Here is a 16565-nt window from a genome sequence, read left to right as displayed (position 1 = left end):
GAGGAGCTCATAGAAGACAGAGCGGAGAGGATCAGCCTGATCGATGGCAACCAGCAGAACCTGACTCTGAAGCTGCCCCTGGAGCGTATCCTGACCCTTAACATGCGCCATGCCATTGCATTGGCCGTGCTGGGCGGGGAGGAGAAGGCGGTAGGAGTGGACAATACCGTAGGAGAGAGAGTGGAGCTCTTTCCCAGGCTGAGCCAGCTTCCCGCTGTGGGCACCACAAGCGAGCCGGATATCGAGAGCATAATCTCATTGCAGCCCGATCTGGTGGTCACCTTTACCAATGCTCCATCGACCGATGCGCTTGAGGACAAGCTGCCAGAGGGAATGGCGGTGCTCAGATTCGACCTATCCCGATCATCCAGCTTAAGAGAGGAGATGGCAGTGCTGGGATTCCTGCTGGACGATCCCGATTCAACCCAAAGATATCTGGATTGGTATGATCGCTACATCGGAGAGATCCAGGATAAGGCAGCAAGAATAGAGGACGAAGACAGGGTGAGGGTCCTCATGGAGAGGGAAAGAAGCGCCGACACCGGTCCCACTGCCCGCTGGGCCTATGCCAGCGGCACCGGCTTTACCGATCTGGTGGATTTGGCAGGCGGCATAAACATCGCCAGCGGCTATATGGAAGGCAACAAAGATCTGGAGACGGAGTTCGTCATCGATAAGGATCCTCAGGTCATCATCGGCCTCTCCTATAAGGGCGGCTACAAGTCAAGCGACCCCGAATCGATGAAGGCCTACTACGATGAGATCATGAAAACCGAGGGATTCGGAAATATATCCGCAGTGAGGGATGGACGGGTCCATATCATCTCCGGAGACTTCTCCATCGGCCCCCAGCTGGTGGTGGGTGCATTGACCGTGGCCAAGTGGCTCTACCCGGAGCAGTTCCAGGATGTCGATCCGGTCCAGGTCCATAGAGAGTTCCTCAGCGATCTGATGAAACTGGACTACGATCCGACTGAAAATGGAGCCTTCGTCTATCCAGAATGAGATGATAGGGAAGCAAAAGCTCAGAAAGAGCACTGTTCGACTTTGCGGCCAGAGATATGACCGCAATCTTGTCTGCAGATCTGCAGAGAGAGCAGGATGAACGATCTCATCGGCCCTATATGTCTGGACGCCTGGAGAGAGTCAATTTCGGGCCGGAAGAACGCTCAGGGGGCGGGAGAATTAGCAGCCCTTTTGCCTCCCGCCCTCTGCCCGGGGAGCGTTCATCCAACAAATTTCAGTGCGGCACTAAAAAATCGGGCTGATATTTGACGCGCCAAAGCTCACCCAACCACAAATATGCTTCAATCTTTTGGTCCACATCCATAATCTATCCATAATAGCCACATGACCGCAAATCCAGTCATCCTGACAATGAAAATAATGAGAAGAGGGCCGAGAGCGGCGAAAGGTAAAGGAGGAAGATTGTTAGGAAAAGCCGCCCCTGGCCACGGAACTGTAGCGAAGATATTAATACTAATTAATTCTTTCGCTCAGTTCACGCTTATGCTGCCGCCTCTCATCTAGCAGCCAGCAGGCACTCAAGAGTGCTCTGCGGTCCAGATGATGCCGATAAACCTAAAAGCCAATTCATCCAACTGTACTTTTATGAAACGCATCGGCATTGCCGACACCACCTTCGCCCGGGTCGATATGGCCCGGGCGGCAGTGAGCACCATCAAGAAGGAGGCATCAGTCCAGATCGTCCGCTACACCGTCCCCGGAATCAAAGACCTGCCTGTGGCAGCCAAAAGGCTGCTGGAGGAAGATGATTGCGATATCGTCATCGCTTTAGGGATGCCCGGCCCCGCAGATAAGGACAAGATGTGCGCCCATGAGGCATCCAGCGGCCTGATCATGGCCCAGCTCATGACCAACAAGCATATCCTGGAGGTATTCGTGCATGAGGATGAGGCCAAGGACGAGAAGACGCTCGCCTGGTTGGCGGAGAAGAGGACGGCAGAGCACGCCTTGAACGCTCTCAGTCTGGTGTTTCATCCCCAGACACTCACTCGCCTGGCAGGAACTGGACAGCGGCAGGGCTACGAGGACGCGGGCCCCATCGAGGGCGGCTCGGCTGGCTACCCGGGACATTGAGCGGCCCCTCGCCACTTGGCATGGGTGAACTTGAATTGGAAATTCTCTGTATCTTTTCGCCTTCGTGGTGAAACGCTATGCTCTGACCCAACCGCAGAGACACAGAGAAACAGAGGCTATAATCTCTGCTGGGCCCACCCACTTAATTCAGCGAAAAGCCAAAAAAAACATGATCCTCAGGCAGGGATCATGCCCAAAAGATGAAAAACCAGGCGGATCATAGGCAAGCCTGATTGGGGAAAGACTTGTTTCAATGCCCTGTGGGCCGCAGCGCTGACTGCAGATCCTCTATCTTTACAGGCTTGCTGAGATAGCCGTCCATGCCTGCTTCCAGACATCTCTCCCTATCTCCATTTAAAGCATGAGCAGTGAGTGCGATGATCCTGGGGCGCTTCATCTTGGGGAAACGCGCCAAAATCCTCCTGGTTGCCTCAAAGCCGTCCATGTCGGGCATCTGTATATCCATCAGAACAACGTCGTAGGCCTGCCTATCCAGGGCCGCCAGGACGTCGAAACCATTGGAAGCAAGATCTGCCTGGTAGCCGATCTTGCGCAACATCTGCAGCAAAACCATCTGGTTGACGGCGTTATCCTCGGCAAGAAGTATGCTCAAAGGTAGGGCCTGTTGAAAATGTCCCTCGATTGGAGGCTTTATATCAGGTTTTAAGTCCTTGACCTCATGTTGCACCGGCTGCATGCATGGCAGTTTGACTTTTATTGTAAATGTGAATGTGCTGCCCACTCCTGGATTGCTTTTAGCCCAGATCCTTCCCCCCATCATCCCCACAAGGCGCTTTGAGATGGCAAGTCCCAGGCCCGTGCCACCATATCTTCGAGTTATTGATGAATCGATCTGACTGAACGGCATGAACAGGCGGTCCAGCTTATCCTGGGGCATGCCAATGCCAGTATCCAACACATCGAAGCGAAGCTCAAATCCTTCCGGAATGGCATTTCCTCTAACTGAGACCTCTACAAATCCTTTATCTGTGAACTTGACGGCATTGCTCAATAGGTTTGCTAGCACTTGGCGGAGCCGGCTGGCATCGCCCACCAGCATCGTCGGCAATTGGTCGTCCAGGACAACTTTTAGCACCAGCCCCTTTTCCGCCACTCTTGTCACCATCAGGTCCATTGTAGACTCTATGCATCTGCGCAGATCGAAGGGGCTATGCTCAAGCTCCATCATGCCTCCGTCGATCTTGGAGAAGTCCAGTATGTCGTTTATGACGCTGAGCAATGAATCACTGCTGTTCCTGACGATCTCCAAGTAATTCCTTTGTTCAGGAGTCAGATCGGTATCAAGGAGAAGCCCTGTCAGGCCTATGACGGCGTTTAAAGGGGTTCTTATCTCATGGCTCATGTTGGCCAAAAACTCGCTTTTGGCTTTGGCAGCAGCCTCAGCCTCTTCTTTGGCCTTCCAGAGCATCTCATCAGACCTTTTGCGCTCTGTCACGTCCCGTACCAGTGCCAGGAAATCCCCCCCTTCGCAGAGGTTAATGCGCGCTTCAAAATGTTTTATCTCACCATTTGCCGGCAGCTGATATTCGAAGACCTGCATTTTTCCGCTTTGCCTTGCCATCTCGAGATTATTCATCGTTAACTCTACCAGATCCTGCGGCATTATACTGTGTATATTCTTCCCCATGAACAGCTCCGCAGGGGCGTAAAGGATTGAAGAATTGGGGGTTCTATAATCAAGGAAGTTGCCCTCTTTGTCGAGGAGAAAGATGGAATCGGGAATTGAATCGAGGAGCAACCTGTTCTCGGCTTCTCTTTTCTTGAGTTCGTCCTCAAACCTTTTGCGCTCTGTTAAGTCTGTGACTGCGACAATGGATCCAAAAAATTTGCCATCCTGCCAGCGCGGCGTGCCGGTTACCTGAACGGGGAACACACATCCATCGGACCGTATCAGTCTGGCCTCGTAGGAAGATGTCTCTCCCGCCTGCCGCCTTGACCTTGCCTTGAATAGGATAGGGAGGTCCTGGAGGTGGATTAACTCATCCATGGATCTGCCAATAAGCTCTTTTGGCATCCTGCCTACCATGCGGGCAAAGGCAGGATTTACGTATTCAAAGCGCCATCCTTCACTGCTTACCACAATTCCCTGCCCTACAGTTGCCATGACCTGGTGGGCAAAGTCCTTGTCTATTTCAGGATCTGTTTGCTGGTCACAGTTATCGCCGGCCGTTGATACTTTATCTCTGTCCAAGGTTGCCATCTGTCGCACCATCAGTGCTTGCTGAGCGTTGAAAGGTCGATAAGGAGTATGGCATATAATAACTATTCGATAGAGCTGCAAGGGCTCTGCAGCTTGTGAGTTTTTTCTCGGAAAAGGTATGGTTGAGCCCACCCAGGATGATCAGCTGCGCTGATCGAACAGGTGAAGGCTCGATTCGGATGGCGCAATCGTCCTATTGTGAGCCCTCAGGCCGAGAGGGACTGGTTTTCCGGCAGAACAACGCTTGCCTCATCCTGGGGCAGAGCATCATCGGACACCGTTGCGGGGAGCGCCTCGATGACCGCAGTCTCGTTCAGTCCGTCCTGATCCAATAAAGAGACTGCAACCGCCTCGCTCTCAGGATAAGATGACATATTGAAGAGCTGAGCAGCGCTGGCCTCGGGCGGCAGAACGATATTTACGCTCTCATTGAATCCATCGAAGACCACGGAAGTGGTGGAGCTCATGCGAACCGCCATGTTCTCCTCCTCTGATGGCTGCAATCCCAGTGACTGGGGAGTCATATAAAGGGTCTCAAACACATCCGCCCTCTTTAAGAGCTGACTCTCTTTGGATATCCAGTAATGGACCTCCATGGTCATATTACGCAGGATATCGGAGAAATTCAGGGGGATGAATGGCACAATGGAAGCCACCTCCTGGGAAAGGGGATCAGCATAAGAGGCAATGTCAATCTCTGCTCGCACCTTATAGCAGTCCTCGTCCCCCACCATCTCCGAGCCGACTAAAGTGAGCCGGGACTGATTGAGCATATCGATCTGCTGGTCCAGGGAATTCTGTTGGGACCATGCATCACCCAATCCGGATAGCTCCATAGCGGTCCAGTTGCCATCCATCTTCATATAAATGGTGTCGTTTTGCAGATACTCTTCCAGGGCTGATGCCGTGGAGTTGCCTTCATCACCGGGAATAAAAGTCAGAGTGGCCATGACGAGCTTTAGGGCCTGATCGGTCACATTTACCAGGCCAAAGCCGATGGACCGGGTTTGAACCTGCTGAGACTGGCCAGAAGAGAGGTTCTCAAGCGTCTTATCCTGCTCCATCTCCATGGAGAAGGTGTAGGATTTCAGGTCGTCCGATGATGCGACCACCAGCTCCCTCAAAATGGTTGATACCGGATCATCCTGGGAGCGGTCAGTTGACTGGCATAAAGCGCAAGAGCTTGAAAGCAGCAGGGCCATTGCCAGAATCATTAGATATCTCATATGGATGATTATGGGGGTGCAGGATAAATCCGTTTTGCTCTATTCGATCTTCTTGAACATGCTTCCTTTGACCCCGCAGACCGGACACTTGTCGGGAGCCTTGTGATCCACAGTCATGCCGCATACCGGGCAGACGTAATAGGGGAATGGCTCCTTCTGGATATCCAGCCCCTCGAGCATATCATGATATAGCCAGGCATGATGCTCTTCCACCGCATTGGCATAGTTAAACGACCTCTCAGCATCCCGGGCGCCCTCCTCCTTTGCTATAGCTATCATCTCTGGATACATATCCTTGAACTCATGCGTCTCTCCGGCGATCGCCTCACGCAAATTCTCTTTGGTGGTCTTGATGGCCTTTAGGGCGCGCAGGTGGTTGGCTGCGTGCACCGCTTCCGCCTCGGCAGCGGCCCGAAAGAGCCTGGCGGCCTGAGCGTAGCCCTCCTTATCCGCCTGAGCGGCAAATATGCTGTACTTCCTGTTCGCTCCAGATTCGCCGGCAAACGCCTCCCTCAAGAAATCCTCTGTTCGGGTCATATCCTTTCACTCCTGTGCATGATTCTGTCGATATTTGATTCGGTTTTTTTAGTGAGATAAAGCTTTTGAAAATTGCTGGCTTGGAATCCAGCCACTGATTTCCGGGCCTTCAGATCTGTCCCGCACCGCTTACTCCTCCAAACTGAGGTCCTCGGGGTAAAGATCGGCCTCATGCAAGAGACCGTTACCTGCCAGATCATAGTATCCGGTGATCCTGAGTATGTCCAGACGGGATATCTCATAAGCTCCACCCCTTCTCTCCAGTGGAGGATTGACCTGGACCTCCTGCAATGTTATCCCCGCCTCACCCTCATTGTAGCGGTCGAATATCTGCCCCCAGGGGACGAGATGGGCAGTTCTGCTCTTCCCCACCCCATAACGCAGCTCCACCGCCAGTATGCCCTGACGGCCAGAACGGGTGATGAAATCCGTCTCCCTCTCTATCTGATGGCCGCCGGAGGCCTCGCTGAAGTGCTGTTTGAAATAAAGCGACCGGGTCTTGCGGGCATCAAGGCTTTTGCATTCGATTGCCAGGTAGTACTCGGCAATTTTAGAGTCCACCAGGATATCGGCCAGCTGGGTGGCAAACCGCGACTGTCGGAGCCGGTAGGCTATGGCTTTAATGCCTTCCCTCTCGAAGAAGGAGTTTAGAGAATTGACCATTGCCCACTCAAAGTCACCCATCAGCAAAGATATTTCAAAGCCCTTATTAAAGTATCTTTTCCCGTGTAACTCACTTTCGCCCTTCCCTCATTGCTACACTTTATAGCCTTTGGACAGTAACACTTCCTGTTGCTCTCTGTGAGGATTCATATGGTTGTGGGAAGGACTCTGTGGGACTTTGCATTTGAGGTCATTCGCACGCCGGGATTCGGCTTATTTCTCATAGCTTTGCTAATATTTATTGAGTTAATATTGATAATCATATTGTTAATGGCATACTCAGGATTGATCGAGATAGAGTTCAGCTACAGCGAACTGGGCTTGGCGATCCACCATCTCACCAGTCATCTGGCGAAGAGGGTTATCTTGATATGTTGAAAAGTGGATTAACAACACATGGACGGAGGGGTGGACAGATCTTGCCGCATACGGCATCATCAGAGCTGAAGAGCAATGGGCTGGGCAGGTTTATACGCGCCCGCTCCATCTCCGATGCCTGGCATCGAGGTCTGAACCTCATCTGGAGACAGGGTGAAGAGATCTCGGATGAGAGAGGGACCAAGATACGAGAGCTTCTATCCTTGCAGGTAGTGGTGGAGAATCCATATCAAGAGATGATTCCGGAGGAGTACTCCTGGAATGAGGAGCGGCTGGAGGAGTATGCCCATCAACTGCTCTGCGGCGACAATCCCGGATTTGAGTATACTTATGGCGAGAGGCTGCGCGCCTGGCGCCTGCCAGGCACCCCACCCCTGGATCAGATCGATATGGCCATTCAACGGCTGAAGGAATCTCCTGCCACCCGCCGGGCCACGTCAGTGACCTGGATCCCCCCGGTGGATGGGGAGAGGAATGAAGTCCCCTGCATGATCGTTGATGATTTCAAATTACGCGGCGGCAGGCTGCACCTGGCCATCTTCTTTCGCAGCCATGACTTCGCCGGGGCCTATCCCGCCAACCTCTACGGTCTGGCCAGGCTGCTGGAATATGCAGCACGAGAAGTGGGTGCCCAGCCGGGCTCCATCTCCACCACCAGCTCCTCTGCCCACATCTATGAGCACGACTGGGACTGGATCGAGGAGATGCTCCTGGGAAGAGGCGAGGCATAGACCGGTCGAGCGAAAGGCATATCTGCATTTATCGAATACTCATTACGCTTATGGTCGATAGCCTTCTGATGATCAAGGCAGAGGAGATCCACAAAAGGATAGAAGAGGGCAAGCCGGTTGAGTATGAGAATGTCATCATCTACGGTGACCTGGACCTGCACAATCTGGACCTACCTTTGAACAGAAACAAGCGGAAGATCGTAGAATCGATAATCAAGATAGAGTACTCTGTGATCAAGGGAAATGTGTTCTTCGACCACTCCGCCTTTCAGGGGCTGGTGGATTTTGACGGCACCGTATTCTCTCAGGCGGCCAACTTCTCTGACTCCTTCTTCCAGGAAGACGCCGGTTTCTCCCAGGCCCAGTTTCACGGGGAAGCCAACTTCTCCCGCGCTCATTTCACTACCGAGGCCAACTTCTCCCGAGCCAGGTTCAACGATGGTGACTTCGGCCGGGCGAAATTCCATCGCAGCTTTCACCTCTCCAATGCCAGGGTGTACACCCTGCGGCTCTCCGACGCCATCTTCGAAGAGGACGCCAGCATCCACCTAAAGGACCTGAACTACAACCGCATTGTGGTCCGCTGGAACACCATCCGCGAACATCTGCCCTACAACGGCTCAGTCTATCTCACCCTGATAAAGAACTTCAGAAACTTGGAGCAGTTCGAGGACGAGGACGACTGTTACTATCAGTATCGAAAGGAGAAGCATGCCCGGACCACGAAGGCATTTCCCAGAATCATCGACCGCCTGGCCTGGCTCTCCTGCGGCTATGGAGTCCGTCCATCCCACACCGTGATCCTCAGCCTGTCTCTGATCATCCTCTTCACAGCGATCTTCTGGGGAGCACACGCCCTGCAACCTTCTGCTTCTGCAAGCCCCGGTAGCAGCATATCGATAAACGATGCCTTCTACTTCAGCAGCATGTGGTTTCTTGGCCGGGCCCCCCAGAACATCAGCATCATTGAGGGCTTCGAGTTCCTGACCGTTTTTGAGACCCTGGCCGGATGGCTGCTAATGGCCCTCTTCCTGGTGACCATGAGCAAGGTGATGCTCCGGTGAGGGGATCCTCCCCCGCTCAATCCGCCCTCTGGCGGCCGATATTTAATGCCTGAAGGGCGGCCCGGAGTTCATCGATCTGCACTGGCTTGGAGATATAGCCATCCATGCCGGCGTCCAGACATCTCTTCCGATCCCCCTCCAGAGCATAAGCGGTCATTGCCAGGATTCGTGGGCGTGCAGCCAGATTCATATCCAATATAGCCCTTGTCGCCTCCAGGCCATCCATCTTAGGCATCTGCACATCCATTAAAACCACATCATAATGCTTATGGCTCAGAGCCTGAACCGCCTCTTCCCCGTTGGAGACCACATCTGCCTTGTATCCCAGCTTATTGAGCATGAGGAGAGCAACTTTCATGTTGACCGGATTATCCTCAGCCAGCAGAATTTTCAAATCCCGGTGATCAACCTCCTGATAGCCGGGTTTTATCGCGCTTATCCTCTTGCCCGCCAGGATTCGATTGGATGCATCATCCCCGGATGATTCCTCAACCTTTATTTGGAAATGGAATGTGGAGCCGCTCCCCATCTCGCTCTCCACCCATATCCTTCCCCCCATCTGCTCCACCAGCATGCGACTGATGGCCAGGCCCAGGCCAGTGCCACCGTATTTTCTGCTGGTGGAGGCATCTACCTGGCTGAAGGAGTGAAACAGCTTTTTCATGTCGCTTTTGGAGATGCCGATGCCGGTATCGGTCACTGAGAAGTGTAGCATTCCTGGTTCGTCACCCATCTTCACCTCAAGGGATACCATGCCCCTTTCTGTGAACTTGACCGCATTGCCCAGGAGATTGACCAGGATCTGCTGCAGCCGGACTGAGTCTCCAACTACGGTCTGAGGGACGAGATCATCCAGATAGAACCCCATCTCCAGACCCTTCTCAGCCGCCTTTGCCGCCACCATGTTGATAGATCTATCAATGCACTTGCGCAGGGAGAAGGGCTCGAGCTCCAGCTTCATCTTTCCCTCGTTGATCTTGGAGAAGTCGAGGATATCATTGATGATGCTCAGCAAGGCATCGCCGCTGCTGTGAATGGTCTGCACGTAATCGCGCTGCTCAGGCGACAGATTGGTTTCAAGCAGCAAGCCGGCAAGACCGATAACAGAGTTCATGGGAGTGCGTATCTCATGGCTCATGTAGGCCAAAAAATCCCCCATCGAGCGGGATGCTGCATCCGCTGCCTGCTGAGCCTGAAGAAGCTTCTTTTCCGTCTCCTTATGCTCTAACATCTCCTCGTTGAGGGCCCTGTTGATCCTCAAAAGCCAGGCAGTCCTCTCTGATACCCTCATCTCCAGCTCTTCCTGGGTCCTTTTCCGCACATCCTCTGCCAGCTTCCTCTCAGTGATATCATGGATGAAGCCCTCAAGGGCGAGAAGCTTTCCAGAGGCGTCAAAGATCCCCTGACCATGTTCCCAGACCCATTTCGTTTCTGAGCCTGCATTAATCCGGTAGGTGAGACGGAACGGAGTTCCCTTTTCCGTTTCCTGCTGGATTTCACTCCAGACGCGATCCCGGTCATCAGGATGGATCAGATCGGCATACGAAATTGCGCTATTATGAAGAAGCTCGGGTGATGGGCGGCCGGTCAGCTCCAGGCATCCATCGCTTACAAACTCCATGGTCCTTTGGCGATCGTTCCTGCAGCGATAAGCCATCCCAGGCAGATTGCTCATAAGGGTGGTGAGCATTCTCTTGCTCTCCCTCAGGGCCACCTCAGTCCGCCGGCGCAGCAAAGCATTTCCTATGCTTTCCGCTGCCGCCTGTAGAATTGCTACCTCGTTCTCCGTCCACCGCCGCTCAAAATGGCAGTCATCAATGGAGATGACGGCGCAAAAACGCCTCTCGATGAATACAGGCAGAAGGAGAAAGGAGATGATACCGTTATCCTCCAGGAGCTTCCGTCCCGGATCGATGACCTTGGATGTTATGCCCTGAATGGGATTGCCGCGGGAGAGAGCATCCTGCCATCCGATGAATTGGTCCCAGGAGATCCTTCCCCGGAATGGCTCTGCAGGCTCCCTAAGCCACTGGATCGACTCCTCAAATACGGACTCGGTGCCCGTCCATTCAGCGCTCTCCAGGATCGTAATCCGATCAGAGCCTATTGAAATCCCCAGAATTCCCAGAGCTTTCTTGATAGCATCAGGATCGGTGGCAAGAAGATGATTTGTGGTGGCGGTGGCCACCCTCCTGAGCAGCAGGTCCCGCTGGCGCAGCTCCTCCTCGGTCCTGCGCTTCTGAATGAGCTTGTGCATGCCGCTCATGAGCAATGTGAGCTGGCGCACATCGGCATCATTATATTCCTCCTCCTTATTGCCGACTGCAGCTACGATGGCGATCTTTCCCTTATCCATGATGGGAACGCTGATATATCGCAGGACCCAAGCCTCATCCGGCGAGAGGTGAGATTTGCCGCAATAAATGGAATTGTCATTGACGATCACCGCTCGACGCCTTTTCAGGGACTCGCCCCAGAGGCAGGGCTCACCCAGATGATATGCCATCTTGCTCCGATCCGCGCCATCCTCAGGCAGGGGATCTTTGGACCAGTGGCTCATGAAAATGATGCCCTCGCTTTCATCCATAAAGGTGAGATAGCCAAATCTCGAGCCAGTGAGCTTTGCACCCGCTTGAATAGCATAGTCGGCAAGCTCCTTGAGGAAGGCTTCATCCATCGGATTAAGCTGGAGCAATGCCCCCAGCCCCGACTCATCTAAAAGCAGTGCCTCTTCAGCCCTCATGCTATCGGATAAATGGCAGAAGTTGGCCAGGAAATAGACTGAACCTCCAGAGTACGCCGCGATCCTGGTGCAGATCATCTCTGCAGTATAATATTGTCCGTCAGTCCCCTGTATGGGCAGCTCTCCCTGCCAATTCCCTTGGGATAGAAGGACAGGAATGATCACCTCTCGCAGCTTGCTTTTGCCATCCTCATTGGTGAAATCGAATATTGACCAGCCCATCACAGGAGAGGCATCATCATATCCACAGCTTTGAAGGAGGAGGGGATTTACATACTCGATCCTGCCCTCGAAATCAAATAAAACGATCGCTGTTGGAGAGCTTTCCACCGACTGCACCATTCTTTGCAGCTGGATCTGGGCTATCCTTCGCTCGGTTACATCCTTGATGCAGCCTGCCACACCCAGAGTCCTTCCGTCTTCGTCTTGCCAGGGATAGTAGACGTAATCAAGATATTGCTCCATCCCATCCTTCGAGATATGGACCTCGCCCCGGGCGGGATTCCCAGTCTCTATCACCCTCTCTTTGATCCTCCTTTGCCGATCTGCCTCCGCTGGCGAAAAAATATCCTCATCCGTCTTTCCCAGGGCCAGCAAGCCATCCATTCCAGGAGGCCTCTCAAATGAAAGCCAGGTGTAGCGAAGACCTCGATCCTGCAAAAAGAGGCAGCAAGGATTATCTGAAATCAGATCATCTAGGAGGGTATTGCCAAGATTACTGCTATTTGGCTCACATAAACGGGCAGAGATCCTATCCAGATCGCTCTTAAAGAGGGCGATCCGCGACTGATCATCACCCTCGCCATTCGTGCAACTATCTATGCGCCACTGCATCTGACCGATCATCTCTTCAAGATCCCAATGCCTAAAGCTCCTCTCCAATTAAAATCCATTATATTTCAGCTCTTCAGTTCATTAACATATCAACTCCTTAATCAATGTATTGAATGCACCTTATAACGTATTCAAAATCGATGAAGCCCTCTGGTCTAAGCTTCGAGCTAATCATAGTAGAAAAATGTTTATTTCATTCCATTTAAAAAAATTCATACCCTCAGAAGGACGTCTCTAGCAGCTGGATCAAATCCTCGGTATTGTGCCTTGATATCAGATCCAACAACTTATCGTTCTGCCGATAAAAATGCCTAATTTCCTCAATCCTCTGCATGACCGATGGGTCTGGACTCTCCCAGGCCCTCAGATCTGCCTCCGTTCGGTCAAGTGCATTCAGTATGCATTGCAGATTCTGGCGGATGTTGGCTATCATATCTCCCCTCAACGAATCGGCATCTGTGACTGGAATATAGTGATATCTCTTATCGCCCGGTATGACCACCCTCTTGACCAGGCCTATCCTCTCTAAGATGCCCATATTGGTGCTAACCGTGGACTTGCTGTAGCCAGTCTCCTCCACCAGCTGGTCCATGGACAGGGGAACACCCGTCAGAAAGAGTGTGCCCTGCAAAACCCCAACTGCATCACAGCAGCCGCGGTTATTGGCCCCTTTGACACAGGCATCTATCATATGCCTCTTCAAGACGGCTCTTGCCTCTTGCTCCATCAATATAGAGAAGACCACAACTTTTATCTATCTTTCGCATGTTTCGATTGGTCGATAATATCCGAACTTTTGCCATGCTGGCTCGGGAAGATCCCGGGCTATGGCAGTTCAAAGAGGAAACGAGGCATATGCAATGAACGGCTCAGAACAGCTCGGCCGGTGGATCTCAGACAATCCCATTATTATCATCTTTGCCACACTGCTCATCACCCTCAGCGCCGTCCACTATGCCCAACAGATCGAGATGCAAGGGCTGACCACCGAAAGCATGGTGGGCAAGGACTCCGCCCTTTATCAGGTCTATGACCATCTCTATGTGCAGAACTTTGGAACCGCATCCATCGCCGTATTGATCGAGGCGGATGATGTGGCAAAGCCAGAGGTCCTCCGGTCGATGCTCACCTTCTCCGATAAGATGAAAGAGGCTCCGGATGTCCTCTCCGTCACCAGCATAGCCGATATAGTGGCCGATACAGAGAAAGAGAGCAGCGGAATAAGAGCCATTCCCGATCAGGAGAGGATAGATGAGATCCTGTCCGCGGACGATCTCATATTGGCGGCTATATTGCCCGATCGCAGCCATACCATGCTCTCCATAGAGCTGCCGGTCTCCCTCACGGAAAGCGAGCAAGGGGAGCTGTACCAGGAGACAAAAGGCCAGCTGCTGTTGGCCAGCTTTCCTGCTGACACCAGGCTGACGGTCACCGGCGATCCTGCCCTGATGAATTCGATAACTGCAGAGATGGCCGAGAGCAACGGTCCCATTCTTCTCCTGGCAGCTTTTCTGATGATCGTAGCATTGCTGATCACCTTCAACCAGGTGAAGTGGTCCCTACTTCCTATACCAATCGTCTTCCTGGGGGTTGGCTGGACCTTCGGTGCCATGGGCCTCTTGCATATACCATTCACCATGGTGTCGATGTCCGCATTTCCAGTCCTGATAGGCATAGGCATCGACTATGCCATCCAGTTCCAAAACCGGATAAATGAGGAGTTCACTCGCACCGGCCAGCCGCAAAAAGCGGTGGTAGAAACGGTCAAACACGTCACCAAACCGGTGATCATCGCCCTGATCATAACCTCCATTGGCTTTATCTCTCTGCTCACATCCTCCATCCCCATGATCAGGGACTTCGGATTGCTCTGCTTGATCGGACTGATCCTCTGCTTCCTCTCTGCCCTCTTCGTGGGGGTGACCATCCTCTACATTGCCGTGGGAAAGCGCTTGAACCACCAGCCAATAGATAAGCATTCGACCCAAGATACGAATGCAGGCGACCGGGGAGAAGGCAGCCGGAGGGAAGAGGAGACGATCTTTGAGAGGATGCTGGATGGAATCTCAGGCTTTTGCATTGAGAGGTGGCAGCTCGTTTTGGCTATAGCCCTACTCCTTTCCCTGGCCGGCATATATTCAGATACCCAGGTCCCTGTGGACACAGACTTCAAGAACTATGTGCCCCAGGATCTGCCCCCACTGATAGATTACTGGCATATGAGCGAGACCTTCGGGGGCACTGACAGCATCCAGCTGCTGGTGCAGGCCGATGATGTCACCGATCCGCGGGTGCTGGAGTGGATGGATGAGTTCTCCATCTATCTGAAAGGCTCCAGAGATCAGATATTGGGATATACGAGCATTGCCAGCCTGACAAAAGAGGCAAACCAGGGAACTCTCCCCACGGATAGGACAATTATCCGAATGCTAATCGATGCCCTTCCTGCCAATTGGCGGGATATATACCTGGATGGACACAACACCGCCATAATCGACCTTAATGTAGGCCAGACCATAACCAACCTGGGCACCGAGGGCTCAGACCGGCTGATGAAAGAGATCGATAAAGACATCGCCTGGAATCCTCCTCCAGCAGGGGTCTCGGTGAGAATGACGGGAGACGCAGTGGTTATGACCACCGTCATAACTGCCCTGACCAAAGGAAGGACGGAGATGACTCTCTTCGGACTCTTGCTGATATTCATTGTGCTCTTGGCGATTTACCGGGATCTGATAAAGGCCTTGCTTCCTGTGCTTCCCATGCTGGTGGTGATAGGCTGGATGGGTGGTGTGATGTACATATCAGGCATGAAATACACCCCTCTTACTGCGTGCCTGGGAGCCCTGATCCTGGGAGTAGGATCAGAGTACGCCATCCTGATGATGGAGCGGTTCTATGAAGAGCTGGAGAAGATCGGCGAACCTAGAAAGGCCCTCTCCACAGCCACCAGGGCCATAGGCTCGGCATTGATCGCCTCAGGGCTTACCACCATATTCGGATTTGCCGCCTTGATATCATCCCCATTTCTGATCACCAATAACTTCGGCATGGTGACCGTTCTGGCCATAGTCTTCGCCCTGGCCACCACCTTCACCGTATTTGTGGTGCTGATCTACCGCATGGAATTGAGAAGAGAGCTAGTGAAGAATGCAATTGCCGGAATATTCAAAGCCTTCCGGCTCATCCGTCCAGAGGAGAGCTGAAATGATTCCCATCATTTCGAGATTCTATATTGCCGGTCAGGATCATAATCATCTGCTGCGGATGTCATAACCGAATATCATAATAAGTCAAGATTGCTATATATAAGTAGCAAGATACCCAAGATCCACTGTTAATATGCAGGTCGACATTAAATGACTAAATAGATTAGGGCGATTTGGGGAGAAAACATCTCTGAAAGTCCGGCATAAGGGCAACCCGCAAAGCGAAAGGCTGCCGGATGTTTTCCGGCTGTTCGGCCTCGATCGTATCAAATTTTGCAGCTTATATGAGCTTCACCCTCAGGTCATGGCCATGAGCTCAAGCTTCATCCGGTCAGATTCACCAGTCCCAGATGAGGATTCTACCTTTTGCGTATCCTCATCGGAGACATAGGACAAATAGAGCTTACGCCTCTTGCCCTGGCTCATCTTGACGTGCTTGGGATCAAGCTCCAAAGCGCGCTTCATCACGCTTATGACCGTTGTCTTATTCAGACCGAGCATGTCCACCAGCTCGCTGGTGGTGTATCTGCCCGGCTTCTCCGCCATGATATCGATCAGAGATCGGGCATGATTATCCAGGGCCTTACCATCGCCTGCGCCTGACTCCACTGCAGCAGAAGGCCGGGCCTGCCTGGTGCGAAACTGGCTCTTCAGGTCGGATACCTCTTTGGATAAGCGGTCAACCTGATCGATCAGCCTGCCCAAAAGCTCGACATCGCTCTTCTTAGACTCCATGTCCTGGGACATCTTGTCGATAGCGGAGACGAGCATTATCATAGCCTGTGCTTCTCGACGATCTCTTTCAATCTCTTCGGCCTTTGTTTTGTATAGCTCTAAAAGCTCTTCGAACATTTATTGG

The 16565-nt window shown here is 52.6% G+C and carries 13 protein-coding genes; 6 read left to right on the top strand and 7 right to left on the bottom strand.

Features of this window, described 5'->3' with window-relative positions:
• Both BP727_RS05885 and ribC read left to right on the top strand, forming a co-directional pair.
• A partial coding sequence (locus BP727_RS05885) for an ABC transporter substrate-binding protein (RefSeq protein ID WP_286857840.1) occupies window positions 1–1005 on the top strand: 1005 nt, incomplete at its 5' end.
• Window positions 1006–1611: 606 nt separating this feature from the next.
• The gene (ribC, locus tag BP727_RS05880; protein WP_013719303.1) at window positions 1612–2100 is read left to right on the top strand and encodes a riboflavin synthase; all 489 of its coding nucleotides are present in this window, start codon (window positions 1612–1614) and stop codon (window positions 2098–2100) included.
• 250 nt (window positions 2101–2350) lie between these two features.
• Here the strand turns inward: ribC and BP727_RS05875 are convergent, their stop codons facing one another.
• From BP727_RS05875 to BP727_RS05860, 4 genes are all read right to left on the bottom strand, one after another.
• A complete protein-coding gene (locus BP727_RS05875; RefSeq protein WP_286857839.1) occupies window positions 2351–4321 on the bottom strand; it encodes a PAS domain-containing hybrid sensor histidine kinase/response regulator in 1971 nt (656 codons plus the stop codon).
• Between the two features lie 206 nt (window positions 4322–4527).
• Window positions 4528–5547 carry a DUF6612 family protein gene (locus BP727_RS05870; protein ID WP_273278090.1) on the bottom strand — a complete coding sequence of 340 codons (1020 nt, stop codon included), beginning with the start codon at window positions 5545–5547 and terminating at the stop codon, window positions 4528–4530.
• A 39-nt stretch (window positions 5548–5586) separates the two neighbouring features.
• Window positions 5587–6084, bottom strand: a complete 498-nt coding sequence (locus BP727_RS05865) for a rubrerythrin family protein (RefSeq protein WP_013719306.1) — start codon at window positions 6082–6084, stop codon at window positions 5587–5589.
• A 129-nt stretch (window positions 6085–6213) separates the two neighbouring features.
• Entirely contained in the window at window positions 6214–6768 is a 555-nt protein-coding gene (locus tag BP727_RS05860; RefSeq protein ID WP_273278092.1) for a hypothetical protein, read from the bottom strand.
• Window positions 6769–6897: 129 nt separating this feature from the next.
• Between BP727_RS05860 and BP727_RS05855 the strand changes: the two genes are divergently transcribed.
• The 3 genes from BP727_RS05855 to BP727_RS05845 are packed head-to-tail and all read left to right on the top strand — an operon-like array spanning window position 6898 to window position 8920.
• Entirely contained in the window at window positions 6898–7125 is a 228-nt protein-coding gene (locus BP727_RS05855; RefSeq protein WP_048132075.1) for a hypothetical protein, read from the top strand.
• On the top strand, window positions 7119–7856 hold the full coding sequence (locus tag BP727_RS05850; protein WP_013719308.1) for a thymidylate synthase: 738 nt from the start codon (window positions 7119–7121) through the stop codon (window positions 7854–7856). Before BP727_RS05855 ends, BP727_RS05850 begins: the two co-directional genes overlap by 7 nt.
• 50 nt (window positions 7857–7906) lie before the next feature.
• Window positions 7907–8920 carry a pentapeptide repeat-containing protein gene (locus BP727_RS05845; RefSeq protein WP_013719309.1) on the top strand — a complete coding sequence of 338 codons (1014 nt, stop codon included), beginning with the start codon at window positions 7907–7909 and terminating at the stop codon, window positions 8918–8920.
• Window positions 8921–8936: 16 nt separating this feature from the next.
• Here BP727_RS05845 and BP727_RS05840 read toward each other — a convergent pair whose 3' ends face one another.
• On the bottom strand, window positions 8937–12497 hold the full coding sequence (locus BP727_RS05840; protein WP_273279052.1) for an ATP-binding protein: 3561 nt from the start codon (window positions 12495–12497) through the stop codon (window positions 8937–8939).
• 220 nt (window positions 12498–12717) lie between these two features.
• A complete protein-coding gene (locus BP727_RS05835; protein ID WP_048132077.1) occupies window positions 12718–13224 on the bottom strand; it encodes a GbsR/MarR family transcriptional regulator in 507 nt (168 codons plus the stop codon).
• A gap of 100 nt (window positions 13225–13324) precedes the next feature.
• On the opposite strand from BP727_RS05835, the gene BP727_RS05830 reads away from it, so the two are divergent.
• The gene (locus BP727_RS05830) at window positions 13325–15703 is read left to right on the top strand and encodes an efflux RND transporter permease subunit (RefSeq protein WP_273278093.1); all 2379 of its coding nucleotides are present in this window, start codon (window positions 13325–13327) and stop codon (window positions 15701–15703) included.
• A gap of 300 nt (window positions 15704–16003) precedes the next feature.
• On the opposite strand, the gene BP727_RS05825 is transcribed toward BP727_RS05830, so the two are convergent.
• The gene (locus tag BP727_RS05825; RefSeq protein WP_273270973.1) at window positions 16004–16558 is read right to left on the bottom strand and encodes a hypothetical protein; all 555 of its coding nucleotides are present in this window, start codon (window positions 16556–16558) and stop codon (window positions 16004–16006) included.
• Window positions 16559–16565: the final 7 nt, after the last annotated feature.

Origin of the sequence: Methanosaeta sp. UBA356 (assembly GCF_002496465.1) — an archaeon.
Classification (GTDB): domain Archaea; phylum Halobacteriota; class Methanosarcinia; order Methanotrichales; family Methanotrichaceae; genus Methanothrix; species Methanothrix soehngenii.
The sequence above is the reverse complement of the archived record's forward strand: the minus strand, read 5'-3'. Positions and strand labels throughout refer to the sequence as shown.